Genomic DNA, 25341 nt, shown 5'->3' on the forward strand with positions numbered 1-25341 from the left:
AAGAATAATTAAAGATAAAGACTTATGGAATGTCGGATAGAAAAAGATACGATGGGAAATGTTAAAGTCCCTGTCCACGCATATTATGGTGCTCAAACACAACGTAGTATTGACAACTTCAGGATCGCACAGGATATCAGCTGGATGCCGAAGGAAATTATACAGGCCTTTGCTTACCTGAAAATGGGAGCCGCTCTGACGAATAAAGATGCGGGCGTCTTATCTCCGGAGAAATGCGACCTGATCGTACGTGTCTGTGATGAAATACTCGACGGAAAACTGGAGGATTCTTTTCCGCTGGTTGTTTGGCAGACCGGTAGCGGCACGCAGACAAATATGAATGTAAATGAAGTGATTGCCTATCGGGCACATGTGCTGAATGGGGGTAAACTCACGGATGAGATAAAGATATTATCTCCGAACGATGATGTGAATAAATCGCAGTCGTCTAACGATACTTTCCCGTCTGCCATGCATATTGCCGCTTATAAGGTGCTGAGGGAGAATACAATCCCGGCTTTGGAGCTGTTGCACCGGACATTGGTGATGAAAAGCCGTGAGTTCATGCCGATCGTAAAAATAGGGCGTACGCATTTTATGGATGCTACGCCGCTTACACTCGGTCAGGAGTTCAGTGGTTATGCCGCCCAGTTGGAATATGGTATCCATGCCCTGAAAAGTACTTTGCCGCATCTGGCGGAACTGGCTTTGGGTGGTACGGCTGTCGGTACGGGCATCAATACTCCTGAGAATTTTGCGGAGAACGTAGCCCGTAAAATCTCCCAACTGACCGGATTGCCGTTTGTTACGGCTCCTAATAAATTCGAGGCATTGGCTACCCATGATGCAATCGTGTCGACTCATGGTGCGTTGAAAGGTATTGCCGTCAGCCTGATGAAGATTGCGAACGATATCCGTATGCTGGGCTCCGGTCCCCGGGCAGGAATAGGGGAGATCCATCTGCCGGAGAATGAACCGGGTTCTTCCATCATGCCGGGTAAAGTGAATCCTACCCAATGTGAAGCGCTGACAATGATTGCGGCACAGGTAATGGGGAATGATGTCGCGATTTCGGTTGGTGGGGCAAACGGGCATTTTGAGCTGAATGTATTCAAGCCGATGATCATTACTGATTTTCTCCATAGTGCTCGGTTGATCGGTGATGGTTGCAGAAGTTTTACCGATAATTGCGTAATAGGTATCGAGCCGGTAAAGGAAAATATAAAGAAGCACCTGGATGATTCACTGATGCTGGTTACGGCTCTTAATCCGAAGATCGGTTACTATAAAGCCGCTTCCATTGCGCAGAAAGCCTTCCGGGAAAATAAGACCTTGAAGCAGGCGGCTGTCGAGTCGGGTTATATAACCGCGGAAGAGTTTGATAAATGGGTTGATCCATCGAAGATGGTAGGTAAGGTTTAACAGAAATAAATATTAAATACTGGTAGTTAATCCATTAGATGCAGCTTTTCAAATTGCGTGAAAGCTGCATCTTTGTTTATAAGGCATTATTTAGATATATACTTCTGATTTTACTAATAAAAGTTTAATACAGGTCAATAATTTATTAGCCTGTATCAGATTGGTGAATATGTAAACATTAACGGCGAAAATGTGGGTCGTAATACTAAAAAAAGGTTATACATTTGTTTTTACATAACGAGTACGATACTTTTTTGCGTGAATGAAAGACCAGGCCGGTAATGATATCCTTAATGGATATACATGAGGAAAACACTAATGTCGGATTTTTTAAAATAGGGGGTGTAATGAAAAAGATGCTTTATTTGGAAGAGCATATATCTTGCAGTGAATATTCTCCGAATATTTTAGTTGGGTTTAAACATCGGATATTGAATGAGGAAAGCTTTCTGAAAGAACAGGACAAGGATTATCACCATTTGATTTTTTTTCTTGAAGGAGATGCTATCTTTTCTTGTAATGACCTGAGAAATAAATTTATCAGGGCTAATGAGTTTATCTTGATACCTAAATCCTCCGATTTTTCTTGCAGGATATTGTCGACGTCGAATGTTGTTATATTTACATTCGATCGTTTTCAAGGGGCATGTAATAAACTGGAACTTCAATCGCTGGCTCCTTTATCCAGTAAGATACAATATGACTTTGAACCTACTGCAATATATCCTCCTTTAAAGACTTTTTTGAATACGATGATCGAATATATGGAATGCCGGATGAATTGTAAGCATTTGCATGAAATTAAATCGATGGAGCTTTTTCTGCTATTTCGCGGTTTCTATACGAAAGAGGAGTTGGCTTACCTCTTTCACCCGATCATAGGTAAGTCGCTGGACTTCCGTTCGCTTATGTTTGAAAATTATCTGAAAGTGGATCATGTGGACGATCTGGCAAAGATAGCAGGGATGGGACGCACGAATTTTAATAACAAGTTTCGCGAAGAGTTTGGTATCTCTCCCCACCAGTGGCTGTTGAAACAGAAAGCTAAACATGTCCGTTTCAAACTGGCAGAACCGGGCAATACCCTAAGTGATATAATGAGGCTTTACAAGTTTAATTCAGCTACCCATTTTACACGGTTCTGTAAACAACAGTTCGGTTGTACTCCGTCCGAATTACTTCGCCAGCTTAAGGCTGAAAAATAATCTTTTAGCTATAAGCCGGAAGGTTTTGAACAAAAACGCTATCTTTATACTTATATAAAGAGTAAAAGCTGTATGGAAGAAAGTAAGGCATCATCACCCGGAATGTGGAAGCGTTTATCTTCATTGGTAAACTGGCTTTGGAAGAAGGATGTAAAGGACGTCAATGTCTATTTTATTTCCGGGATGTGCTATAATTGTAAAGTGTTTAATAAGCTGCGGCTCCCCAAAGGATTTAAGAAAGTATATATTGAATGGTATATTCCCCGGCCCGACGAGTCGTTGTCCGAGTATGCCCGTACTATGGCGAAGGTGATCGATACGACTTCTCCTTTTATCCTGATCGGGTATTCTTTTGGGGCAGTGATCATGCAGGAGATGACCCTTTTCCTGAAACCGGAGAAATGTGTTATTATCTCATCTTTCAAAAGTAAAAGGGAAATCCCGATTCTCTTTCAGGCCGTGCGCAAAGTGAACCTGATGGAATTTATGCCTAAGAGGCTCTTTTCTTCCACCGATTTTATAACCAATGCTTTTAACCGGCTGGTATATAATGCCTCCAACTCCGACCTGGCTGAGTATATGACTGTTACCGATCCTGTCTATATAAAATGGGCACTCGAACAGATCACCGACTGGGTACCGGATAATAAAAGCGAACACCTCTACCACATCCACGGTACTGCCGATCAGATATTTCCTTATGACCGGCTTGAAAACGTATTCCCCGTTGAGGGAGGGGATCATCTGATGGTGGTGAAGAAAGCGGATACTGTCAGCTCCATCCTGGACATTATCTTACTAAAGAAGGAGGAGTAAACATTCTTCCTGTCGATCCGGTTATTGTAGGATAAATCTTTAAAATGAAATCATTATGGCAAGAATGAACAGTGGATCGAGTGACAAACTGACGACAGAAGAACGTAAAGAACTTCCTTCATCCGATTTCGGTCTCCCGGGAACACGTGAGTTTCCGATGCCTGATGCAGCCCATGTCCGGGCGGCTGAGGCTTATTTCAGATATGCACCGGAGGATAAAAAGCCGTTGCTGGCTTACCGTATTTTGCAAAAAGCGGCAGAGTTCGGAGTCGATGTGCAAAGTCCTGTTATATTTGAATGGGCGGAAAAACATGAAGACTGAACAAAAAATACCCGGGCTCTGATAGAAGTCCGGGTATTCCTTAACCACATAGTAACCTTTTGAGTTATACTTATTTTATTTCTTCTCCTTTGTCATTGAAAGTAACTGTACTTTCTGTTCCTTCAGCCGTAGCGATGACTAACTTATAAGTTTTTGCTCCATCCTTTTCTGCCACAGAAGCTTCTTTGATTGTCTGTCCTTCGTATGCTTTTTCAACTGCACTTTTCACCGCATCGGGAACGGCTGAAACTTCAATCTTTGCATATTCATCCTGGGTTGCCTGGCAGCAAGCTACTGAATCAACACTTGTTTCTGCTGCGATAGCACTCATACAACCAACTCCCATAATCATTGCCATTACTACTAATACCTTTTTCATGACTTTAAATTTTTAATTAAACAATCTTTGATTACTTATTTACGCTTAATGTAATTCAATTGGCGTGCCAAAATAGTCTGTATCTGCTTATGTTGTTGTAAATCAGTATGTATTCCTGGTTTATTCGATTGCTCTGATTGTAGAATGGGAATGTGGAATTGGGGAAATCCGGTGAATATTTCCTCAATGGAACAGGTAAAATATCAATTTGACAAACTGTTATTTTATCTGATCGTTCTTTGGCCTGTAGGGATGTCTTTACGGGCTGTTTCATTTATATGCATTTCTAAGAGAGTTAAGATTTGACAGAATGTTCTGGTAGAATAGCATCTCTGTTCATCCGGTTGAGCTTTTCCGGAATCATTCAAATGTTTTTGGAAGATGTGTTATACATATGTTTTGAAAATGTATATTTTGTCACACTTCAATACATCGTTTTTTCATTCCCGTTAGAATAAAAATGGCTGTTTTAACTACTTTTCTTCGCAACCTATACTCTCGTTTTTCCTTCTTTTCCCCCTCTGCTAAAAAATCATCCGAATGAAACTATAAAATCATCCGCATAGTTTGGACAAAACATCCGTATGTTTTCCTCCAATCGACCGTAAGAATTCTAAAATCATCCGGTTGATTTTCTCTTTTTCCCCTAACAATCTTCCGAAAACCTCCTTATTTTACCTGCAAGCAACCAATAACCCGATTTACCTGTTAGTAAAAATGTCAAAATACGGACATTTAGTGAGTAAAAATAGCTAATTATGGAAGTAAACGAAAGAAGTGATTTGGTAAATAGTATGCTACCAGTCATTGAGGAATTAAGAGAAGAAAGGAAATATTCTTCCGTGCATACGTATAGGGCTGCGCTGAATTCTTTTACAGCGTTCTCCGGTGGGAGAGAAGTCGTGATGTCGGTCGGACAAGTCTTTACGGCGGCTACCCTGCGTGAGTATCAGGATTGGCTCAGGCAAAAGGGATCGAGCTGGAATACGGTGTCCACCTATATGCGCGTGTTGCGCGCTGTGTATAACCGTCTTTTTCCGCCCGGAACGGTCGGACACAACCCGAAGCTCTTTGGCGGAATATATACGAAAGTCGAGTCGAAAACCAAACGTGCACTGAGCAGGGAGCAGATGCAAACACTCTCGAAGGTCGATATGGATACCTTACCCGAAGATGTGAAAAGTGCGCTGGCTTGGTTCCTGCTGATGTTTATGTTTCGCGGCATGTCGTTTATCGATCTGGCCTATCTGCGTAAAAGTGATCTGAAAGGAAATACAATCGTGTATTGCCGGCATAAGACTGGCAAACAGATGGTAGTTAGCATTCCTCCCGAAGCGATGGAATACTTCGAGATGTTTCGCGATAAGAATCCCGCTTCGCCTTACCTCTTTCCGATCCTCAGCGGAAAACTGAGGGACGAGTGGCAACTTTATCGCTGCTATCTGGAAGCATTGCGCACCTTCAACCGGAAGCTTGCGAAGGTAAGTAAACTTTTGCTGGGCGGTGTGAAGATCAGTTCGTATACTGCGCGGCATACCTGGGCAACATTAGCTTTCTATCGAGGGATCGCTTTAGGTATTATTAGTGAAGGACTCGGCCATTCTTCCCTGCGGGTGACGGAAACGTACTTGAAACCCTACGAAAACAAGAAGATTGATGAAGCTAATTATCAATTGGTTACGGCTATTATGCAGCCGCAGGACAGATATGTTGTCTGTAATGTATCAGGGGAGTTTGTTGGAGCGGCGTTACTTACCAAGTAACGGATTAACTTGGTTGCAAAGTTGAAAAGAAATAATTATAAATCCAAATAAAAGTTGAAATATTTAAGTTAACCAGCTAATTTATTTATAGAAAGACCTGAAAGAAACCAGTAAAACTCATATTGTCCCTACTTTGGTTTGAAAAAACACATGAAGCCCTGATCCATCTTTGATACCTCAAAAACGGATAGCCACTTTATTCGCTTATTTTTCCGATAAAGCCCTTTTTTTACCTCGAAACAGTCCGATGGAAAACGCTTTTTCTCACCGTAGGGGCTGCCTGCTTGCCGTTACTTGGTAAGTAACATCCACAAACACTAGTATAATAATGTTAATGACACTGTGTAAACAATTCAAACGAATTTTGATCGGAAGCCTGTTGCTGGGTGCTCCGTCGGCCCTGTGTTATGCACAGAGCGGCAAGGAGCTTCCGGCATCTGTCGTTATGGCGCAACAGCCGTCCCGAAAGCCCTTGCTGGCATTGAAAACCAATTTGCTTTTCGATGCCGCGATGATCCCGAACGTGGAGGTCGAGTTTCCGCTGGGCAACCGCTGGTCGCTGAATGGGGAATATATGTTCCCCTGGTGGCAGTTGAAGAAAGATAAGTACTGCATGCAGGTTATCTCCGGTAGCCTGGAAGGACGCTACTGGCTGGGCGACCGCACGAAACGCCCGGCCCTGACGGGACATTTCCTCGGCTTCTATGCCGGCGGCGGCAAATACGACCTGCAATGGGAAGACAAAGGCTATCAGGGCGAGTTCTTTGTCGCTTCCGGGATCAGCTACGGATATACCCATAAGATTTCGCGACACCTGCGCCTCGAATACACGATCGGTATCGGCGTGCTGCGCACCGGCTACTGCCATTACCAGGCCCGCGACAACTACAAGACGCTGCTCTGGCAGAACGATGGCAATTACACCTGGATCGGCCCCACAAAAGTGAAGGTCTCGCTGGTCTGGCTGCTCAGCCGCAAAACAAAGAAAGGAGGTAACCGATGAAACGTACTACTATACATTATATATATATCCTGTCCTGCACCGCCCTGTTCCTGCTCCTGTCCGTCTCCTGCGAGCGGCGCGAACTGACCTATTTCCTCGAGTCGGAAATCACGGTCGAAGCCGATTGGAGCCATTCGGGGCTTAGCGAAACGGGCTACGGCGCCACCGCCCTGTTCTATCCCGCCGAAGGAGGCGCCCCGCTGAAAGCGCTGATGGGCAACCGCGAGCGCACCACCGTGCGACTTCCCGAAGGCCGCTACCGGGTGCTGATCTTCAACCGTTCGTACGACGACTTTAGCTATGTGGGCTTCGCGGGCGACAGCTTCTACAATTTCCGGGCACTGGCCAAAAAGGTGGAAGCGCGGGTAGTGGTCGATACGCCCGAAGAGGTGGCTGCCGCTGCCGTAGAAGAATTTGAAGTGACGGAAGATATGCTGGGCAATTACGACAAAAACCGGAGTGGGAGCGACCCCGACTCCAGTCGCTACACGATACGTTTCGAACCGGCTAAGGTGACTAAGCAGATAAAAGTGGAGATCCGTGTGCCGGGGCTTAATAACCTGCGTTCGGCAGTAGGGCGGATCGAAAACATCTGCGAGTCGGTCTGTCTCTCCACGGGCAAAGGCTCGGAGGAAAAGGTGACGCAGCAGTTTGTTTTCGACAAGATGGAGTTTGATCCCGGCTCTCCTTTCGACGGTATGATTTCGGGCAGCTTCAACGTATTCGGTTTCGACCGCAAACTGGCGCACCGCCTGACGATCCAAACCCTGCTTGTAGACGGCAAGACACGGACGGAAGAGACCTTCGACACCGATCCTGAATATATCCTGCAGGAAGACGGTTCTGTGCTGATCCGTATCCGCCTGACAGCCAAAAAGCTACCCGACGTGAAACCGGAAGGAGTACCCGACTCGGGCTTCGACGTGGATGTGGACGAATGGGGCGATCCCGAAGAGGTGGAACTTCCTTTATAACAACGAGATATAATGAATTACTAACAATTAAAATTTCACGAAAATGAAAAATTATCATTTATTTGCAGCAGTTGCCCTGATAGCAATGGCCGGCTGTTCACAAAACGAAATCACAGACGTCAGTCCCGACGCCAATCCGGTAGTAGGTTTCGACATTTACACAGGGGGACAGACAAAAGGGTTAATAACGAATACTGATGGAAATGGGGTAACGGCCACCGGTATCCAAACAACCGGTTTCGGTATTCTGGCTTATTATACAGGACAGACCGCTTGGGGTGCAGACGGAAGTTTCACTCCTAACTTTATGTGGAACCAGGAGGTGGGATATAGTGGCGGTTGGACATACACGCCTGTAAAATACTGGCCGAATACAACAGGCGATAAGGTTTCTTTCTTTGCCTATGCGCCGTATAGTTCGAGTCAAGTGGGGGGTAGTGAGACTTTCGGTATCAAACTTCCTGCAAACACTGCAATGACGAAGCCGACTATTGAGTTTAAGTTGAATGACGCTGCGAAAGATATGGTCGATCTGGTGGCTGGTTTTCAGAAAGATCAGGAAAAGCGGACAGCAACTGTGGGTTTTGATTTGAAACATCTGCTGTCGCGTGTGGAGTTCAAGGCGAAGCTGGATGCAAGCATTGATAGTAAAACACATGTTTTCATAACAAATATGCGCATTTTGGGTAAAGATGCGAATGGTGATGGTGCCAATCAAGCAGCGGCAAACGGCGCTTCTAAATTCTATGAAAAGGCTACTTACGACTGGAGTGCCGATACATGGGAGACTCCAACCTCAAAACAGGCTCTTTATCTGATAACAGGTGTGTTGAATACGAAAGCCGCCAGTGGTGTTGGTGGCTACAATGCTACGAGTGTAGAAGTGACTAGTACGGAAGAAGCTGCTCCCACTAAACTTTTTAAAAACGACGAATACTTATTCCTGATCCCACCGGCTAATGAAACCGGTATTTCTTCTGCCAATGATGTACGTGTACAGGTGGATTATGATATTGTGACAGTAGATGACCAAGTGGCGGGAGGGAATACGTTATCATCTACTATGGCTACGGTTTCATTAAATAATGGAACATTGCAAAAGGGTAAGGCTTACGAATATATTCTGACCATCGGCCTGACAAAGGTAGAGGTAACTGCTGATGTAACTGAGTGGGAAACTCCAGATAAAGTTACTATTCCTTCTGTTGATGCAGCAGCAAATACAGAAGCAATCAATACTGCCATTGGTGAATTGAATACAATAAAGCATGACAATATTAACTGCAATTATTTTGTGGTGAATATTGCTGATACTTATAGTATTGGGTCATTGGAACTTAGTGGTGCTACTGTGGGCAACTTTGTGTCAGGAGATAAGATCGAGCTGAACTTTAAGTCGTCATCTACGACAGGTAGTGTAACTGCTCCTGGTGGCTGGTCGGCTACCTCAGCACTTGTCGGTTCGGTTGGAAAAGTTATCCTGACAAAAGACTAACCCAATCATGCCTAAGTACCCACTCATATTATCTCTTCTGCTAGTGTTCGCTTTAGGTTGCGAGCGCGAAGCAGGCGAGGAGGAACAGCTACCTGTCATCTTCGGCGCCCCTGCGGGCGCTGAAGATGAGACGCGGGCAGGGGGTGGCGTGATCGATGTCGGCAACCTTGCGTCGATGGGTGTCTTTGCCAGCTACACGGGACAGAGCGACTGGTCGGAAGACGCGGCGCCTAACTTCATGTATAACCAGCTGGTGGAGAAAAGCGGTACCTGGACGTACACCCCGCTGAAGTACTGGCCAAACACGACAGGCGACAAACTGACTTTCTTTGCCTATGCTCCGCATACGGACAATACGAACAATAGTCTCTTGGTAGCTACAGACAATACGACCGCAGGTTACCCGAAGCTTAGCTACATGGTACCTGCCAATGCCGCCAATCAGATCGACCTGCTGGCCGCCGTTCCGCTGAAGGACAAGACAAGGGGCAGCGAGCTCTCTTTCAATATGGGACATGTGCTGACACATGTGTCTTTCAAAGTAGAGATCACGGGTGATGATATTACTCTTACTTCCCTGTCTGTAAAAAACTGCAATAATCAGGGGGAGCTAACCTTTAATGAGGGCGGTTATTCCTGGACTTCCTTGCAGGGAACAGAGACGTTTAAGGGACTTCCTGCTGACGTGGATGGGACAAAGACTTTCGAGTTTTTCCTTCTCCCTTCAAAAGGTTCAAGTAATATCGAACTTGCCTTTGATGACGGATCCCCTAAAACCCTAACGTCGGAACTATCCGGCCCCGATTGGAAAATGGGAGGCTCGGTGGTCTACACGCTGAAGATTGGTGGAGTCGCGCCCTCTTCTGTAAGTAAAAATGGTGAGAACGCACATCTTTCTGTGTCTGCGATTAGCACTTTTTGACATGTTGAAAACAAAACGTCCCGACCGGCCTGACAAGGAGCCGGCGGGATGTTTCGCTTTCCTTTTTTCCTATACCATCGCTATCAAAGGACTGAACTCCTCTAATGAAAAAATATGCATATAGAATACAAATAACAAACAACCTCTCCAATGAACAAAAAAGACTTAATCAGCAGCTTGGCAGAAAAGCTGGATATCACGCAAACTGCTTCTAAGAAATACCTGGAAGCTTTCGAAGAAATCCTCGTCAAAACGCTGAAAGAGGACGAATCGATCGCCTTGCTGGGCTTCGGAACTTTCTCTCTCTGGAAACAGACCGGCCGCCCGGCCCGCAACCCCAAGACCGGTGCCCCTTGTATGATCCCTTCCCGCAACAGCGTAAAGTTCAAACCCGGCAAATACCTGCTGGAACAGCTGAACCATCCCGAATAAAATGGATGTGGTATCGGAGAGCTAAACCTTTTCTCTTCGATACCACATATCATGAAAAAGCTATTAAAAGAGTTGCAGTTGCTATTTGGCAACGCGCCTACTCCTGCGTCGTTCGACGCCAAGTTATCAACCTTCAAAGAACCCGCCCGCGAGGAATACCGCCTCAAACTCTGCCGCCTGGCCTTCGGTTATTACGACTCCCTTCCCGGCCCGTTCCGTAAGTTTGTAGACAAATACCTGAAGCATGACCGCGAGCTATACGTTGATTTCCTGCTCCACCACACCCCTTTAGGTAAGATGCGCTATACGCTCCACAATCCTGACCTGTTTACCCTTATGTTCTGCGTCCTTGAAAAAGCCGGAAACCAGGGCCGCCCCAAATACCACCAGATGGCCTCAGGCCTCTTACTTGCCTTCCACTATCCCTATAAACTGGAAACATTAGATAATTATCTTTGCCACATACGCCCTGATGCCGACGATCTGCGAGAATTGTTATTTTTGATGGGAAAAATTAAGGTGAAGGGTGATTAAATGATACTTACCTAAACATACTTCGGTAAAATTGAGTTTTACAGGAAACATACTTCGGTAGTTACTCCCACACAAATCCCGTCCCGCTGACTCAAATAAAGGTGTTAGCGGGACGGTTTGTTTTAAAATTGAGGTGAATAGTAATTAGTTTCTTAAAAACTTATAATAAAGTTTCAATAGTCTTCCTGAATTAAATCGGGTAAATTTAATATCCTTTTTTTAGTTCTCTTTATATCAGCATTCTAGCTGTATTTATTCAGGAATTTCCCCTTTTTTCTCCATCGTACATTTGTGCTGTAGTCAACAACAAATATCTAACAATTAAAACTTAAAAGTTATGAGTTTGAAATTTAAGAAAGTACAGCGAAAGATCATGTTTGGAGCAGACAAGGACAAAGTAAAAACTTATGCGATGGCAAAGGCCTCTGGTTATTGCGACATGGCAAAGTTGTGTGAACTGATCTCTAACCGTTCAGCTATGTCGAGTGCGGATGTAAAAGCGATCCTTGACTCATTGAACTGGGCGATGGGGCTGGAACTTCGTTCGGGAAACATCGTACAGGTCGGTGAGTTTGGTAATTTCCGTTTGTCGGTCAAATCCACCGGTACGGAAAATGAAGATGATTTCAATGCTTCCAAAATCAAAAAGGCCCGTATTGTATTTACACCGGGCTCAAGTCTGCGCTGGTCGAACCAGATCACGAAGTTTGAAGAGGAAGCAGAGAAGAAAGAGAGCGGTTCGGGAACAGGTGAGGACGATCGTCCTGTTATTGAATAGCCGACAGTCTGTAATTGACGGTTAACAGTTAAAGAGTGATCGGATGAAACGGTTAACGGTTCAGTTAGTAATGGCAATCCTGCTCGTCCTGAGTGGGATTGTCCTCCTTTTCTCCGGTTTTTGGGTTGCCCCCTCCGGAGAGATCCATAACAGTGTACTCGTCGCCTTTGGCGAGATCAGCACCTTTGCCGGCGCCTTGTTCGGTGTCGATTATTCATACAAAATAAAACAAGTAAAAGATGAAAAAGAACATTAGCAGAGACTTCACCTGGGAAGAAATGACTTACAGTTGTATTGCGATAGTAAACGGTCTGCGTAACGATCCGCCTGAAGAAGCCCGTTGTGCTATCTGCGAATTAGTAAAATGCCTACTTCAGCCTCTCCGTATCGCTTTCAATAAGCCGATAGCCATTACCAGTGGCTATCGTAGTCCGGAAGTAAACCGTTTGGCCGGTGGTGTCCGTTCGAGCCAGCATGTAAAAGGGGAAGCGGCCGATTGTTATGCCCCGGACATTTACCTCCTGTTGGAAACGCTTAAAAAGAGTGGTTTGCCTTTTGATCAGGCAATTCTTTACCGAAAGAAGCATTTCCTTCATTTGTCGTACCGGACAAACGGTAAACAGCGATATCAGATATTATATAGATAAGAACAGTCATTATGAAAGATCGAAAGTCCTATTTCCTGATGATATTCGTCATCCAATCCTTTTTACTCCTTGTCCTGTCGTCCGGTTGCCATACCGGACGACTGAGTAGTACCCGGCATACTCAGCGCAACACAGTTTCAACCCGGGTAGTTGCTCATTCCGACAGCCTCTCCTTATCCCAACAACTCCAAACTGCCTGTTTTCAAAAGCTTCGTCTCGAACATATCGAACTATCTCCTCCGGATAGCCTGGAAAATCAATATATCCGTTCAGTAACAAGAGTAACGGAAGATAGAAATACAGAGTCGCTTACTACTGTTTCTGGTGATATAAAAAAGGAAGAAACCCATTTCATCAATAAAGAAGAAAATGTTATAACCAATAAAACAACAAAGGTCTCTTCTTCTTTTTGGTGGGGCGTTGTATTGCTACTCGTAGTGGGAGGAGGATGGGTGATAAGGAAGTTTTTTTGAGGTTGTCATATATAATCAGGAAGATGCGTTTATTTGCTATTTCCTGTAAATTTCTTATATTTACACTTGCAAATTAACTCATTGTCTAATTTATGACGTCGATAGACACCATTATATGAAATTTAATCAGATAGATATAGAAAAATGGAATCGAAAAGAATATTACATTCATTATATGAATGAGTTACGTTGCACATACAGCCTGACTGTAAATATTGATATTACAGGATTAAAAGCTGCTGTAAAAGAGATGAGTAAAAGGATATACCCCGTACAAATTTATATGATTGCTACTGTTGTAAATCAGTGTGAGGAATTTAGAATGGATATTAATTCTTACGGAGAGTTGGGGTATTGGAGTGAAGTAAATCCATGCTATACCATATTTAATAAGGATAGTAAAACATTTTCCAGTATATGGACTAGCTATAATCGTGTCTTTAGTCGATTTTATGACAGTTGTATTGAAGATATAGATAAATATTCACGATCAACTTCCTTAAAACCGAAACAAAATGAACCTTCCAATTCTTTCACGATATCGGCTTTACCCTGGATGGGCTTTACCGGATTTAATATAAATGTGTTTAACGAGGGACGTTATTTGCCTCCAATTTTTACAATAGGCAAATTTATCGAAACAGAGTCTTCCGTTTTAATGCCGCTCTCCATACAAGTCCATCATGCTGTATGCGACGGATTTCACGTCGGGAGATTCGTACAATTATTACAGGAGTTGTCTTCAAACCATAAGGAGTGGTTATTATAGAGTACTAATGTGTCTACTCTTTGTTTTTGTGAAAAGGATGAGCTTATAAACGAAAAAAGCAGTTACTTTTAAAGTAACTGCTTGATTTTCTGTGGTGCCACCAGCAACCGAAAATCGGTTTGTATAGCACTATTTCTCAATAAGTTATATCTTTATCACGATGTTAGTCCCTTGAATAAGGTTTTCACAGCTTTGCACCGTTCGACATTAGTTTGTATCTTGGGTACGATTTCTGAATACAAAGATAGTAATTAAGAAGTAAAAAACAAATAAGTATTAACGAATAATCTTGCCAACTTCACATAGTTTTTGAAAAGCAATACTTCCTGATAGTTTTTGGTATCTATTTAATCCTTTTTCTAACCCATTACATAATTCTTGATGTATATATGTTCCGACACTTAAAGCTGGAGTATTGTATAGAGTTTTAGCATATTGTAAATCAAATGTACAAAGTTGTTCTCTATTTTCTCTAATATCAGATACTGTTTGATTTATTCTATTATATTGTTGTAAATAATAAAAAGAGCATTTAGTATTTATTGAATCTTGGATTTTCATTTTGATAAAAATCTGTTGAGTTTTAATTTCTTGAGCTACTTTAAAAAACTTATCTATTGTTTCAAAATCGGAAGCTTTTAGTTTATTAGCAAACATGTGATTATATTTTAACCAACTATTCTCTTCAAAAATAATTCTTGAATAATATAATGGTTGTTCTGACAAACTGTTTCCTACAATCGCTTCCGCTTTCAATGTTTCAATATTTTCTTCAATATCCTGAATTTGAAGCTTCAATATAGTTGCTGCTGCTTGAAGTGCATTTCTTTTATTATTCCAATAGATAATAGCCGTAACACAAACAGTTATTGTCATTATAATAGTTTGTAAAAAATTTGATTCTAAAAAATTTTGTTCCATAAATATCTATTAAATTAATATATAATATCCTCCAGTTTTGGGTGCGCCTTTAAATTCTATCAAACCTTTGTCTTGTAAAATCTTGATATATCGCATAGTCGTTCTTAAGCTTTTGTTGATATGCTTACTGATTTCAGAAGCATTTAAGCCGGGAGTAGTTACCAATAGATTGAGAATAGCTTGTTCATTCTCGTTTATAGTATCATTTACTATGTCATTTACTATGCCATTTACTGTGTCATAGTTGGCAGAGTTAGAGATTTGGCGTTTGAATACTGCTGTAAACATCCCCTCTGTATGGAATTCCGGTTCAGGCAGATTTGCTTCCCTCATGGCTTCCTGCATACGAGGAATACCGGATGCAACTCTTTCTACTAAGTGCATACGGGTAAATAAACTGAAAATTAACGGATTACGTGTCATGCTTTTATGCCCGAAATCTTTAGCCACAACAGGCAGAAGTCCTCCGGGATTGGAAATCTCTACCCGGTCGTCAAACATTTCTATCATAATGCTTGCACCTTGTTCATAGTAATCACGATGTGACAGAGCGTTTATAATGGCTTCTTTAAATACGGTCAGAGGTATTTCCCAAATTTCTTCTCTTGGTCCTGTTCCCTCTATTTTATAGGCTACTTGCAGTTTACTTTCCAACCAAGCTATAGCCTGTAGGTATTGCTGGTACAATGAACCTCCGAATGTTTTATCATCTATAATATAGACTTTATTCGTTCCCTTGAAAAGAACACACCTTGTGGTAGCATGTGGAAACTTTCGTTCAGGTTGCTTGCCGAAGAACATCGCTGCACCGTTCTTTGCCGTTCCATTCTCGGTAAACAGTTCCAAGTTTTCAAATATTTGTTTGTCGGGTGTGGATGGACTTAGTTTTGCTTCTGTTCGGAAATCCTTAATCATCTGTTCATCTGCATCTGTGTAGATATTGAACCAATGGCAGGGTATATGGTCGAAGAAGATTTTGTTACACTCCTGAAAGAAGCTGCGCATTTCTTCGGCTGTGCGAAGTTTCTGTGAGTTTGCCCCCTCACGGACATAGATAGAACCGGAGAATATATAAGGTTTATCCTTGCCGGACGGAACATCAATCACCCAAACAGTTTTATTCACAATATTTACGGAATACAGTTCACAGTGGAGTGCAGGAGATATTTCGCTGATAGAACCTTGAATAGCAGAACGCTTATCGTTTTCTAAGTTAGTATCTACCACTTGCCCGTTATCATCTACTCCAATAAGCAAATATCCTCCGTCTGCATTGGCGAAAGCACATATTTCCTCTGTCAGTTCACGAACCTTTGAAGGAACACGAACTTTAAACTCCACATTGTAGCCCTCTCCACTGTCAATGAGTGATTGTATGGTTTCTGTATTCAGCATAAGTTTTTATGACGATGATACAAAATTAGTTATTATGAAAATTAATCAATTCTCGTTTTCTTCAGCCATTTTTTTATATCCCCAATCAACCAAATATTTAATGAATGGAATAAGCTCCTTGCCTGTCTTGGTTAAAGAGTATTCGACTTTTGGGGGAACTTGGGGATACATTTCACGATGAATCAAATTATCCATTTCCAACTCTCTCAAGGTTTGTGTGAGCATCTTTGTACTTATGTCGGATATTTCACGGCTCAGTTCACCATATCGCATAACCGTATGTTTTGACAGAGCCCAAAGAATACGTCCTTTATATTTCCCTCCTATCCGTTGGAAAGCAAAATCAAGCACACAAATATCTTTTTTAATGTTCTTATTCATTTTTATTTGAGCACATTAATTTGATAATCAATATTCGATACCTTTTAGTCTGTATCATACTAAATTGTACATACTTGATACAAAGATAGTAAACATTTAACTTTGTGGGAAATATTAAAAGCATAAAAATGAAAAAACAGAAAGCATTAATTCTTATAGACCTCCAAAATGATTATTTTGAAGGTGGATTATATCCACTGGTAGGCAGTTTGGATGCTGTATTAAAAGCGCAAAAACTTATACATTATTTTAGGTTAAATTCCCTACCAGTTATATATATACGGCATATTTCATCTAGACAGGATGCAACTTTTTTTCTACCTGATACTATAGGGGCAGAAATACATAGCAGTGTTGCTCCGATAAAAAACGAAGATATAATTATTAAACATTCTCCGAACAGTTTTTATCAGACAGAATTAAATAATTTGTTACAATCTAAAAATATCACAGATGTAGTTATTTGTGGTATGATGACACACATGTGCGTGGATGCTACCGTAAGAGCTGCTAAAGACTTGGGATATAAATGCACTATAATACAGGACGCTTGCGCTACTAAAGATTTAGAATTTCAAGGTTTTAAGGTAGAAGCAGAAAAAGTGCAAGCTATTTTTTTAGCTGCATTAACACCATTTTATGCCACTATTATATCGACTGACGAGTACATAAAATCATGTTTAACGACACTTTAAATTAAAGAAAATGAAAAGAATCCTTGAATTGAGCATATTTCAGTTATTGTCTGAATATACTCAACACAAAGCATCTGTTGCAGAGTTGACAGATGCTATCAATGAATTGACTGCTTATTTAGTAGAAATAAGTACAGTAGAACAGGATTATGCAGTCCTATTACGTTTTTATTCAATGGGATTAAACAAGCTCAAATTGTATCGTATGCAATTTGGGCAAAAGGAAAATACCCTTTACGCAATTTATTGATGAAGCAATAGGAATAATAAATACAGAAATTTATATTATAAGGTTACGAATTAAATATCCCGAACAGTTCAGGACACATTCTAATACACAACCACTTTCCCCTCTCTACCTCGCTGACAAGACAACCCTTATCAACATCATGGAAATGGTAAGCGGTTTGTTCCTCTCCAAAGACATCGTGTATCAGAACGGCAAGCCCGCCTACTTGGTGGACTTGGCGAAAGCCTTTGAATGGCTGTTCAACATCAAGATAGGCGACTGTTACCAAAAACATGAGGACGTGATAAAACGAAAGCCGGGCAAACTGACCGGGTTTCTTAATGGATTGGTAGAACTTATCAAAAAGGAACATGACAAGAAGGGGTACAGATAACCAACGGCTTACGATTTATTTATAGGGGATTCCATTAGTTCCCCTATAATTTCTTTGCACCTGTTTTCTGAACTTTGCTTCATCAATCGATTGACAGACCATAATGTATAATCAGAAAAATGAAGCAATCATGTATATAGACAATGACGATTTCAGCGTATGGATGCAGAAGCTGTACGCCAAACTGGAAGAACTCTGCAAGGATGTACGGGTACTGCGCAATGCCGACAGGGTGCTGCCCGAAGATGACAACCTGCTGGATAATCAGGACTTGTGCCTGCTGTTCAAAGTAAGTATCAAGACCCTGCAACGCTACCGGGCTATCGGTGCGCTGCCGTACTTCACAATCAGCGGAAAAGTGTACTACAAGGCTTCCGATGTCCGGGAGTTCATCAAGGAGCGGTTCAGCGTCACCACGTTGCGCCAGTTCGAGAAAGAACACTGCACGAAGAAAAAGAAGTGAATTAAAAAGCCGGGGCGGTTCTGTTCCGGTTTCGCTTTTGTTTTATGGCTTGCCTAATTTGTCGGCTTGCTCCCTTAGCTGCTCGGCTTGCTCGTTTAACAGCCTTGCCCGTTCCAACGCTTCCGCCTGCTTTCTGCTGCGGTATTCAAAGCCTTTCACCGAATCGGTCAGGCTTCGGATGAAATCGTTGTCCCGTTCCCTGCTGAACCTCGTTTCCAGCAAATCAAGGCTGCTGCCGTCTGCCTTTCCTTTCATCAGGATATAGCGGTATTTTATATCGTTGTCCTGTAACCGCTGCATTCTTTGTATAAACCGCACATTCAATGCAAGCGACACAAGACAAATGATTATCCCTGCTGAAAGAAGAAAGAACTTGGGTTTCAAATAGGGAGTTACCCGGTATGTCAGTTTGCCGTACCATGAAACGGGCATTGCTTCCCCTGTCGTTGTATCATCAGCCGGGAACAACACCTTTAACCGTTCCTTGAAATATCGGTGCGAGGTCACGATAAGCCCCTTTATATCTTCAAGGTCTTGTTTTTGGTTCTCGGACTGCCCTTTTCCGATACTGCCGATTTGGTTTAGAATCTCCCGTACCGTGTTTTCAGTAATGCCGGATTTACCTTGCATTTCCGAAATGCGCTGTTCGATAACGTCCAGTCGGTTAATCGTTTCCTCCCGGCTGGCTGGCGTTACCTGCTTCTCCTGCCGTTCTTTCAGTTCCGTAACCATAGAGAGAAGCCCCTCCAAAATTAAATTTTCTTCCATGTTCCTACAATTTTAAGTGTCGTTTCTTTTTCTTCCTTTTTCTTTCACCGGGATTGTCGGGCGTATCATCAGCCGGAGAGGACGGGGTAGAGAACAGACCGCCCAAGCCTGCCAGTAACGGACTGTCGGCTTTGCCCGGTGTCTGCGATAGCTCCTGAACAGGTGCGGAAATCGTCTGTCGGTTGCTTTCGGTAGTGTTCAGCCCCACATCCCCAAAACATTTATCCAGCTTGGAGAAACTGAAACTGCGGTCTATCTCCGAACCCTTGAACGTATATTCGCCTTTGGAAAAGGATATACCCTGCACTTCGCCAGTCTGTCCCCTGTACTTGAAATGAATCCCGATACCCTTTTCTGCCAGCCGGGTTTGTAACTGCTGCCAGTTCCTTGATTCCCCAATTTCATTCTTTACTGTGTTGTAAATCTCATATTTGGATTTGTCCGGCTCTCTCAAACGGTGTTGCTTTACATGCTCCTTGCCTTTAGCGAAATAAAGCCCGTGTTTGGCTTTCAGCTTCTTGCATACTTGTTCATTACGGTACATGTCGTTCCTGTCCGAAATGGTCTTGCCGTTGTTGTCTATGCGGTTGAACACGATATGCACGTGCGGATGTTCCCGGTCTTGGTGGCGCACGATGATGTACTGCGTATCGGTGATTTTCATTTCACGCATGTACTCCTGCGCAAGCTGTATTATTTTCCCGTCTGTCAGCTTGGGTGCGTCCACTGGGGAATAGCTTAGCGCAATATGTCCGACAGGCTTTTTCAGGTCGGGGTTCATCCCGGCTTGCAGAATGAAACTGCGTATGATGTCTCGGTTGCTTTCCGCTAACACTCCCTCCGCATGAAGCAAGGCAGCCTGTTCCTTGCCCAGCACGTAATTTACACAGCCCTTAAATCCGCTTCCCTTTTTTATTTTTCCAATCATCCGACAACCGGTTTATGATTTCAACAATCCTGTTTTTGAGTTTCACCAGTTCCACCGCTACCAGTGCGAATCCTCCGGCATTCGCCCGGTGCGCCAGTTGGTTGATGTTGTTGGCTTCGCCCGCCAGCTTGCGGATAGTGTCCGCATCCTGCCTGTTCAGCCGGGGCGTTACCTCTGCCGAAACGACCGCCTGCCGGACGTACTCGCTGACGTGCAGCCCGGCTTCGGTGGCTCGCTTCCTGATTGCATAGAACTGTAACTCGGTCAACTTCGTGCTGACTACCCGGTTCTGCTTGTCTATCCGGCTTTTTGCCGGGCGACCTCCCGGTTTATTCCTTATCCCTGTCATACGTTTTTGCTTTTAGGTGGTATCTTAAAAATTGCGACCAACGGGAGAAATTTTCTTTGCTGTCAAGCAAAGCAAGGTGTTTCGGTCTACCGAAACATAACCTTGCTCTCCCTAATCACACAGCCTGCCGTCGGTTCATGCCGTCAGCCTTGCAGGTCACATCCTTAGCCCTCTCTTTCTTTTTTCACCCGGATTTTGTCTGTTGCCTTGCTCTGGCTGGGATATGTTGCCGGGCTGCTTCATCCTGCTTTCAAAGCCCCGCTTTTCCGGCTGGCTTGCCTTTATCCCACGCAGATAGTCGTTCAGGTCATTGTGACCGCTGTACAGGTGTGATGCGTCACGTACACGCCATTTGTATTCCTGCCTTATGGCTTCAACCGCTTTCCTGCCTGCCTCGTCATTGTCAAGCATACAGTGTATATGCCCGTAACCAGCCAGCGGATATAAGGCTTTATCTACGTTGGCGGTGGAGTTCAGGATAACGTAATCCTGCCAGTCGGTACAGGGCATACCCGGGCTTTCCCGCTGCCGGATAGTGAGGAATGAAAGATAGTCCATAAAGCCCTCGAACACGAAACAGGTATCTCTCGGCTCTCCCTGCTGCCTTATATGGGTGATGTCTTTCGATGTGCTGCCCTTGAAACGGGGATTGCGAAGCTCGTAACCTCCTGAATCATTCCTGAATGCCAGCGCAAAATAAGGCTTCCCACCGATGCGGTAATACATTTCCTGCACGTATGGGGCTGCCGTTCCGGGGGAAATCCCCCTTTCCTGCAAGTAGCGCATGAGTGCCGGATTCTGTAACGGTTGTATTCTGCGTATCTCTATCGGGCTGGCTGCCTGCCTTTTCGTGTCCCTTTCGGGCAGACCTTTCCCGTGAAAGGAAAAAGAGGCGGTGTCGCCCTGTTCCAGCCGACAGATAGCACCGTAGGCGTTGCACCCGTTCTGCTTCATCACAAGGTCGATGAGCGTCCCGCCCTCGCCAGTTCCGTAGTCACACCATAGATTGGCGTTATAATCCACCTTGAAACTCGGTGTGTTGTCCTCCCGTAAGGGGCTACGGTACATCCCGTAACTTCCCTTTTCCGTGACGGGCTGGATTCCCAAAGAGTTCAAGTAATCCTTGATACTGATATTGTTGGCTTCCTTGTAGGTCATAATCTTTATTTTTTTATTTAACGATAGTAATAATGAAGCAAGAAGCGAGTAAGAAGAAGCACGGGACACTACTACATCTATCTTTTTCTTTTTCAACGGATTGTAGTACATGTAGTAACATAGTAATTATTTATCCTTTAAAAAAGGAATAAATATATTCTATATATCATATTGCCGTTTTTTCTTTTTCCCGGATTTTCCAAAAGTTTGGGATTCTATCTTACTTCATACTACATAATTGGTAAACTGTTGTTTATTAGATTGTTATGTATATATAAGACAATATGTAGAAGCTACTACATTCCGGTTCTATCCGTAATCATCCCCTGTACGGGAAGCCGGAACGGGCTTTATCCTGTACCCGTATACCGGATAATGGTTGTTGTTGATGCGCTTCTGTACCCGCTTGAAACCGATTTTCCGCAATGATTCGCCCAGCCGTTTTTCGGATAGCTGGACGGGGGATATATTACGCAGGTATGCGAGTACCTGTGCCGTTGTCATGAAGAACAGGGCTTCTTCCTCCTCTGTCGGCTTCTCAAAGTATTGTGTAAGCATCTCAAACTCGATTGTCTGTACCTCAAATTCCGCATTTGTCAGGTGCAGTTCTTCAATCTCCGCATCATTGAACCAGTAGCGCACGCCTTGACGGTAGAGGTACATGATTTCGGAATAGACGTTATCCATGCGAATATTTTCTGCCGTGGGCTTGTCTATGTGCAGCACCTCGAACGGCAAAAAACGCCTGCTGCCTGTCGGGTCGGTCAGGAACTCGTTGCCGTTCACCGAAGCCATGAAGCTGGCGAGGTGGGGGTATTCCTCGATGTAAATATCATACGGTCTGCGGTATTTCACCGCCGGGGTGGTGATAAGGTTCTTCAATGCGTTCTCGTTCTGCTTGTTGAGTTCCTTTAGCTGGTCGTCAATGTTGATGAACAGGTATTCGGCTATCAGTGTCAGGATGTCTTTGCCCTGCGGGTCTATCTTCCCGGTGAACAGGTAGTTCTTAAGCGGTGTCGGGCAAAGGTTGTCCAGCCACCACGATTTGAACTGCCCCTGCCTGTCCCCGGTCAGTACCAGACAAGTATGGTTCTGACACCCCGTGTCGTTCATCGCGTTGGCTACTACACCGATAAGCCATTTCGTGAAATATTCCTCCCATTTGCCGGGGTTGGCTACCTGTACCGTGTTCAGAAGCCTGCCGATATGCCCGTGTTCGGCTGGATTGAGAAGCGGCAGGGCGTTGAAATACTCCTGTATGGGGTGAGCCTTTCTTGCGAAGTCGCTTTCCAGTATCATGCGTATGTTGTCGGTCGAGGTGGCTATGTCAGCCGTTGCGTCCAGCCTGCGCCTGAAAGTGTTCAGGGCGAATTTTGTAACGGGCTGGTACAAGTCCGAAGAGCCCGCAGCCCGGTATTCCGTCCGGCTCTTTACGGTGTTGAACCGGAAATCGTACAGGACGTTCAACAGGCTTTCGATGCGCTCGTTCTTTGACTGCCAGCCCTCGATATGCCGTGTTTCATCACCTCTTTTCTTTTTCATCGGGAAGTCTGTTAGAAGCCGGGACATACTGCTGCTGCATCCACTTTTTGAGTTCCTCCATGTCGAAACGCAGAGTACGCCCACGCTTGACACACGGTATCATCCCCTTGCCGGCTAAATGATACAGGTAATTGACCGAATACCCGGTTATACCGCTGGCAACGGATATTTTGACTAACACAGGCTCTTTTCCGTCCTGCCGTTCTTCGGGCTGTGCGCCCGTGACCGGGGCAATCATCTTTTCGATGTTCTCCAGCCGTTTGAAAATTTCTTCGAAAGGATTGTTCATAAGTGCTTATTTTTTGAATTAGCACCACAAATAAAATAAGAAAAATCGGTAAAAAACAAAGCGTCAGCCGTTTGGAATCGCTTTGCTTCGCTCTGCACCAAATTAATGTCGGCAAATAGAAAACGGCTTTGTGTTCATTACCTTACTTATGTAAGGAGTGGAGAAAAAACAGTTTTTTTGTTATCGGTTCGTTTCTTTCATGTTGTTTTTGGGTTGGCAGTGGACATTTTCGGACACGCAAGGTCATTTTCGGACAGAGGGGAACAACCTATTATTCAGCCTTATATATTTGCACCAGTGAAGAAAAACGGAGTATTGACAAGAATAAATATATCGGTTATGGAAATAGTGACGATTGAAAAGAAAACGTTTGAACTATGGAAACAGAGGTTTGAAAACTTTGTGGGACGTGTGGATGCGCTCTGCGTGCCTTTACGCAGGAAGCGTGACAAATGGCTGGATAACTGCGAGACCTGCCGCCTGCTGAACGTTTCAGCCCGGACGATGCAGACCTACCGTGACACGGGAAAACTGCCTTACTCGCAGGTTAACGGCAAGATTTACTACAAGGCTTCGGACGTGGAAGCCTTTCTGCTCGACCAAGTAAGGGACAATTCTAAAAAGTAGGCGTATGGATTTGATAACGAAAGACTCCGAAACCACGCTGGTACTGTTTTCTTCCCTCGACAGGGTATTGGAAAACGTGGAGTACGTGGTAATGAACTATCGCCCGGTATTGAACGGTGAACACTACCTGACGGGCGATGAAGTGTGCAGACGGCTTTGCATCAGCAAACGGACGTTGCAGGATTACAGGGACACGGGGCTGCTGGGTTACGTGCAGCTTCCGGGAAAAATCATCTACCGTGAAAGCGAGATTTTAGACCTGCTGGAAAGGCATTACAGAAAATGAAATCTTGAAAACATGAAATCTTGTTTTATTGATGTCTTGCTTTCTTGAAATATAGCTATCTTGTTTTCTATATTGTTTGATTGAAAGCCAGCAATCATGTTTTCTTGAAAACTGTGTTGCTGGCTTTTCTATTTACTTACTTCTTATTTTCAATCTTTTAAAAATAATAATCAAGGCTCCTATTACCATTAGTAAAACTCCAGGAGAAGCATTTATTAATTTTGATGTAAAATCTGTTCCTTCAATAATCCAATTGATGTTCCCAGTAAACCCTAAAATAGTAAGTATAATACCTCCAATAATGCAGAAGATGCCACTGCATAAACTTAAAATCATTATTATATATTCGTATTTTATAGCTGTAAGCCCAAAGGCTGTATTAGCTATTTTAGGGTCAATATCCACAGTGCAACTGTGTAAACAAAGAAAGGTTAAAATAGAGATTATGAGTATATATATAGCTCTATTCATTTTATTTTGACTGTGGAGCACCATATCCTTTAGAAATATTCAAATCCCTAATTTGAGTATATAAATCAAACATTGTTCCTTTGTTTGAAATCCATTCAGTGATAATGTTAACAAGCTCATTTATATCTGAAATATAGGACATTCTTCCGTCTGCTCCTCTTATACCTTGTGCATCTTTTCTGTGTCCACGAGTTAAAAATGTGTTCTTTTCTTCATAAATCAAATCTCTCGCATCTTTATATGTATCGCCTTTTGGAAGATATTTTCTTAATAAACGATTGACAACATTATAATATAAATTATATTTAGCTTCAGGGTCATCGATTTGTTCTAAAACCATATCTGCCAACTCATTTTTGAGTTCGATTTGACCGTTTACATCAAAATCAAATGTTTCTTCTTTGATTTCATCAGCTTTCATTAAAATTGCTGCACGCTCTAAATCTTGTTCTTGTTTCCTTTGGAGTTCTTCTAATTCCTCCTGAGATTTTTTTTTCTTTTTTTCTTCCAT

The 25341-nt window shown here is 43.3% G+C and carries 34 protein-coding genes; 22 read left to right on the forward strand and 12 right to left on the reverse strand.

Features of this window, described 5'->3' with window-relative positions:
* The first annotated feature begins 24 nt into the window (after positions 1 to 24).
* The 4 genes from fumC to HMPREF1212_RS24555 all read left to right on the forward strand — a co-directional run bounded on the left by fumC (position 25) and on the right by HMPREF1212_RS24555 (position 3765).
* A complete protein-coding gene (fumC, locus tag HMPREF1212_RS24540; RefSeq protein ID WP_046151510.1) occupies positions 25 to 1422 on the forward strand; it encodes a class II fumarate hydratase in 1398 nt (465 codons plus the stop codon).
* Between the two features lie 347 nt (positions 1423 to 1769).
* Positions 1770 to 2627: a helix-turn-helix transcriptional regulator gene (locus tag HMPREF1212_RS24545; protein WP_232430219.1), complete on the forward strand. Its 858-nt coding sequence runs from the start codon at positions 1770 to 1772 to the stop codon at positions 2625 to 2627.
* Between the two features lie 72 nt (positions 2628 to 2699).
* Positions 2700 to 3443 carry an alpha/beta hydrolase gene (locus HMPREF1212_RS24550; RefSeq protein WP_028730704.1) on the forward strand — a complete coding sequence of 248 codons (744 nt, stop codon included), beginning with the start codon at positions 2700 to 2702 and terminating at the stop codon, positions 3441 to 3443.
* 64 nt (positions 3444 to 3507) lie between these two features.
* A complete protein-coding gene (locus tag HMPREF1212_RS24555; protein WP_082099985.1) occupies positions 3508 to 3765 on the forward strand; it encodes a hypothetical protein in 258 nt (85 codons plus the stop codon).
* 70 nt (positions 3766 to 3835) lie between these two features.
* Here HMPREF1212_RS24555 and HMPREF1212_RS24560 read toward each other — a convergent pair whose 3' ends face one another.
* Positions 3836 to 4144: a hypothetical protein gene (locus HMPREF1212_RS24560; RefSeq protein ID WP_028730706.1), complete on the reverse strand. Its 309-nt coding sequence runs from the start codon at positions 4142 to 4144 to the stop codon at positions 3836 to 3838.
* A gap of 758 nt (positions 4145 to 4902) precedes the next feature.
* Here HMPREF1212_RS24560 and HMPREF1212_RS24565 point away from each other — a divergent pair.
* The 12 genes from HMPREF1212_RS24565 to catA all read left to right on the forward strand — a co-directional run bounded on the left by HMPREF1212_RS24565 (position 4903) and on the right by catA (position 13934).
* A complete protein-coding gene (locus tag HMPREF1212_RS24565; protein WP_046151513.1) occupies positions 4903 to 5907 on the forward strand; it encodes a tyrosine-type recombinase/integrase in 1005 nt (334 codons plus the stop codon).
* 334 nt (positions 5908 to 6241) lie between these two features.
* The gene (locus HMPREF1212_RS24570; RefSeq protein ID WP_232430220.1) at positions 6242 to 6910 is read left to right on the forward strand and encodes a DUF3575 domain-containing protein; all 669 of its coding nucleotides are present in this window, start codon (positions 6242 to 6244) and stop codon (positions 6908 to 6910) included.
* The gene (locus HMPREF1212_RS24575) at positions 6907 to 7884 is read left to right on the forward strand and encodes a DUF5119 domain-containing protein (protein ID WP_046151514.1); all 978 of its coding nucleotides are present in this window, start codon (positions 6907 to 6909) and stop codon (positions 7882 to 7884) included. The genes HMPREF1212_RS24570 and HMPREF1212_RS24575 overlap by 4 nt, the downstream gene beginning before the upstream one ends.
* Before the next feature lie 43 nt (positions 7885 to 7927).
* A complete protein-coding gene (locus HMPREF1212_RS24580; RefSeq protein WP_046151515.1) occupies positions 7928 to 9379 on the forward strand; it encodes a fimbrillin family protein in 1452 nt (483 codons plus the stop codon).
* Between the two features lie 7 nt (positions 9380 to 9386).
* Positions 9387 to 10301, forward strand: a complete 915-nt coding sequence (locus tag HMPREF1212_RS26455) for a fimbrillin family protein (protein WP_052725112.1) — start codon at positions 9387 to 9389, stop codon at positions 10299 to 10301.
* 150 nt (positions 10302 to 10451) lie between these two features.
* Positions 10452 to 10733 (forward strand): HU family DNA-binding protein, encoded by a 282-nt coding sequence (locus HMPREF1212_RS24590; RefSeq protein WP_046151516.1) that lies wholly within the window; start codon positions 10452 to 10454, stop codon positions 10731 to 10733.
* Between the two features lie 51 nt (positions 10734 to 10784).
* The gene (locus tag HMPREF1212_RS26460; RefSeq protein ID WP_157317136.1) at positions 10785 to 11267 is read left to right on the forward strand and encodes a hypothetical protein; all 483 of its coding nucleotides are present in this window, start codon (positions 10785 to 10787) and stop codon (positions 11265 to 11267) included.
* A 337-nt stretch (positions 11268 to 11604) separates the two neighbouring features.
* Positions 11605 to 12045, forward strand: a complete 441-nt coding sequence (locus tag HMPREF1212_RS24600) for an HU family DNA-binding protein (protein ID WP_046151517.1) — start codon at positions 11605 to 11607, stop codon at positions 12043 to 12045.
* A 43-nt stretch (positions 12046 to 12088) separates the two neighbouring features.
* Positions 12089 to 12301 carry a hypothetical protein gene (locus HMPREF1212_RS24605; protein WP_046151518.1) on the forward strand — a complete coding sequence of 71 codons (213 nt, stop codon included), beginning with the start codon at positions 12089 to 12091 and terminating at the stop codon, positions 12299 to 12301.
* Entirely contained in the window at positions 12285 to 12692 is a 408-nt protein-coding gene (locus HMPREF1212_RS24610) for a D-Ala-D-Ala carboxypeptidase family metallohydrolase (RefSeq protein ID WP_046151519.1), read from the forward strand. The genes HMPREF1212_RS24605 and HMPREF1212_RS24610 overlap by 17 nt, the downstream gene beginning before the upstream one ends.
* An 11-nt stretch (positions 12693 to 12703) precedes the next feature.
* Entirely contained in the window at positions 12704 to 13165 is a 462-nt protein-coding gene (locus HMPREF1212_RS24615) for a hypothetical protein (protein ID WP_046151520.1), read from the forward strand.
* Positions 13166 to 13280: 115 nt separating this feature from the next.
* Positions 13281 to 13934: a type A chloramphenicol O-acetyltransferase gene (gene catA / locus HMPREF1212_RS24620; protein ID WP_046151521.1), complete on the forward strand. Its 654-nt coding sequence runs from the start codon at positions 13281 to 13283 to the stop codon at positions 13932 to 13934.
* Positions 13935 to 14210: 276 nt separating this feature from the next.
* On the opposite strand, the gene HMPREF1212_RS24625 is transcribed toward catA, so the two are convergent.
* From HMPREF1212_RS24625 to HMPREF1212_RS24635, 3 genes are read right to left on the reverse strand one after another with little or no spacing between them, the layout of a single operon-like run.
* On the reverse strand, positions 14211 to 14855 hold the full coding sequence (locus HMPREF1212_RS24625; protein ID WP_016277446.1) for a hypothetical protein: 645 nt from the start codon (positions 14853 to 14855) through the stop codon (positions 14211 to 14213).
* A 9-nt stretch (positions 14856 to 14864) separates the two neighbouring features.
* On the reverse strand, positions 14865 to 16250 hold the full coding sequence (locus HMPREF1212_RS24630; RefSeq protein ID WP_046151522.1) for an AlbA family DNA-binding domain-containing protein: 1386 nt from the start codon (positions 16248 to 16250) through the stop codon (positions 14865 to 14867).
* A 45-nt stretch (positions 16251 to 16295) separates the two neighbouring features.
* A complete protein-coding gene (locus HMPREF1212_RS24635) occupies positions 16296 to 16631 on the reverse strand; it encodes a winged helix-turn-helix transcriptional regulator (protein WP_007653850.1) in 336 nt (111 codons plus the stop codon).
* 128 nt (positions 16632 to 16759) lie between these two features.
* Here HMPREF1212_RS24635 and HMPREF1212_RS24640 point away from each other — a divergent pair, with 128 nt between their 5' ends.
* The 4 genes from HMPREF1212_RS24640 to HMPREF1212_RS24655 all read left to right on the forward strand — a co-directional run bounded on the left by HMPREF1212_RS24640 (position 16760) and on the right by HMPREF1212_RS24655 (position 18412).
* Positions 16760 to 17326, forward strand: a complete 567-nt coding sequence (locus HMPREF1212_RS24640) for a cysteine hydrolase family protein (RefSeq protein WP_032942014.1) — start codon at positions 16760 to 16762, stop codon at positions 17324 to 17326.
* 10 nt (positions 17327 to 17336) lie between these two features.
* A complete protein-coding gene (locus HMPREF1212_RS24645) occupies positions 17337 to 17576 on the forward strand; it encodes a hypothetical protein (protein WP_007653839.1) in 240 nt (79 codons plus the stop codon).
* Complete coding sequence (locus HMPREF1212_RS24650; RefSeq protein WP_007653837.1) at positions 17539 to 17949, forward strand: RteC domain-containing protein; 411 nt, start codon at positions 17539 to 17541, stop codon at positions 17947 to 17949. Before HMPREF1212_RS24645 ends, HMPREF1212_RS24650 begins: the two co-directional genes overlap by 38 nt.
* 130 nt (positions 17950 to 18079) lie before the next feature.
* Positions 18080 to 18412 (forward strand): helix-turn-helix domain-containing protein, encoded by a 333-nt coding sequence (locus HMPREF1212_RS24655; RefSeq protein ID WP_005645903.1) that lies wholly within the window; start codon positions 18080 to 18082, stop codon positions 18410 to 18412.
* 42 nt (positions 18413 to 18454) lie between these two features.
* Here the strand turns inward: HMPREF1212_RS24655 and HMPREF1212_RS24660 are convergent, their stop codons facing one another.
* From HMPREF1212_RS24660 to HMPREF1212_RS24685, 6 genes are all read right to left on the reverse strand, one after another.
* Entirely contained in the window at positions 18455 to 19180 is a 726-nt protein-coding gene (locus HMPREF1212_RS24660; RefSeq protein ID WP_016277449.1) for a hypothetical protein, read from the reverse strand.
* A gap of 4 nt (positions 19181 to 19184) precedes the next feature.
* Positions 19185 to 20108, reverse strand: a complete 924-nt coding sequence (locus tag HMPREF1212_RS24665) for a relaxase/mobilization nuclease domain-containing protein (protein ID WP_046151523.1) — start codon at positions 20106 to 20108, stop codon at positions 19185 to 19187.
* Positions 20074 to 20457: a MobC family plasmid mobilization relaxosome protein gene (locus tag HMPREF1212_RS24670; protein ID WP_007653828.1), complete on the reverse strand. Its 384-nt coding sequence runs from the start codon at positions 20455 to 20457 to the stop codon at positions 20074 to 20076. Before HMPREF1212_RS24670 ends, HMPREF1212_RS24665 begins: the two co-directional genes overlap by 35 nt.
* A gap of 156 nt (positions 20458 to 20613) precedes the next feature.
* A complete protein-coding gene (locus tag HMPREF1212_RS24675) occupies positions 20614 to 21615 on the reverse strand; it encodes a toprim domain-containing protein (RefSeq protein WP_185123814.1) in 1002 nt (333 codons plus the stop codon).
* Positions 21616 to 21924: 309 nt separating this feature from the next.
* Entirely contained in the window at positions 21925 to 23157 is a 1233-nt protein-coding gene (locus HMPREF1212_RS24680) for a virulence-associated E family protein (RefSeq protein ID WP_016277452.1), read from the reverse strand.
* A complete protein-coding gene (locus HMPREF1212_RS24685) occupies positions 23138 to 23446 on the reverse strand; it encodes a helix-turn-helix domain-containing protein (RefSeq protein WP_016277453.1) in 309 nt (102 codons plus the stop codon). Before HMPREF1212_RS24685 ends, HMPREF1212_RS24680 begins: the two co-directional genes overlap by 20 nt.
* A 339-nt stretch (positions 23447 to 23785) precedes the next feature.
* On the opposite strand from HMPREF1212_RS24685, the gene HMPREF1212_RS24690 reads away from it, so the two are divergent.
* Positions 23786 to 24073, forward strand: a complete 288-nt coding sequence (locus HMPREF1212_RS24690; RefSeq protein WP_016277454.1) for a helix-turn-helix domain-containing protein — start codon at positions 23786 to 23788, stop codon at positions 24071 to 24073.
* Positions 24074 to 24077: 4 nt separating this feature from the next.
* Complete coding sequence (locus HMPREF1212_RS24695) at positions 24078 to 24359, forward strand: helix-turn-helix domain-containing protein (RefSeq protein WP_024988805.1); 282 nt, start codon at positions 24078 to 24080, stop codon at positions 24357 to 24359.
* A 132-nt stretch (positions 24360 to 24491) separates the two neighbouring features.
* Here HMPREF1212_RS24695 and HMPREF1212_RS24700 read toward each other — a convergent pair whose 3' ends face one another.
* Together HMPREF1212_RS24700 and HMPREF1212_RS24705 are read right to left on the reverse strand one after the other, a co-directional pair.
* Positions 24492 to 24764, reverse strand: a complete 273-nt coding sequence (locus HMPREF1212_RS24700) for a hypothetical protein (protein ID WP_232430221.1) — start codon at positions 24762 to 24764, stop codon at positions 24492 to 24494.
* Positions 24765 to 24831: 67 nt separating this feature from the next.
* Positions 24832 to 25341, reverse strand: coding sequence for a hypothetical protein (locus tag HMPREF1212_RS24705; protein WP_016277457.1), 510 nt, complete (start codon positions 25339 to 25341; stop codon positions 24832 to 24834).

This window comes from Parabacteroides sp. HGS0025, from assembly GCF_000969845.1.
In the GTDB taxonomy this organism is placed as follows: domain Bacteria; phylum Bacteroidota; class Bacteroidia; order Bacteroidales; family Tannerellaceae; genus Parabacteroides; species Parabacteroides gordonii.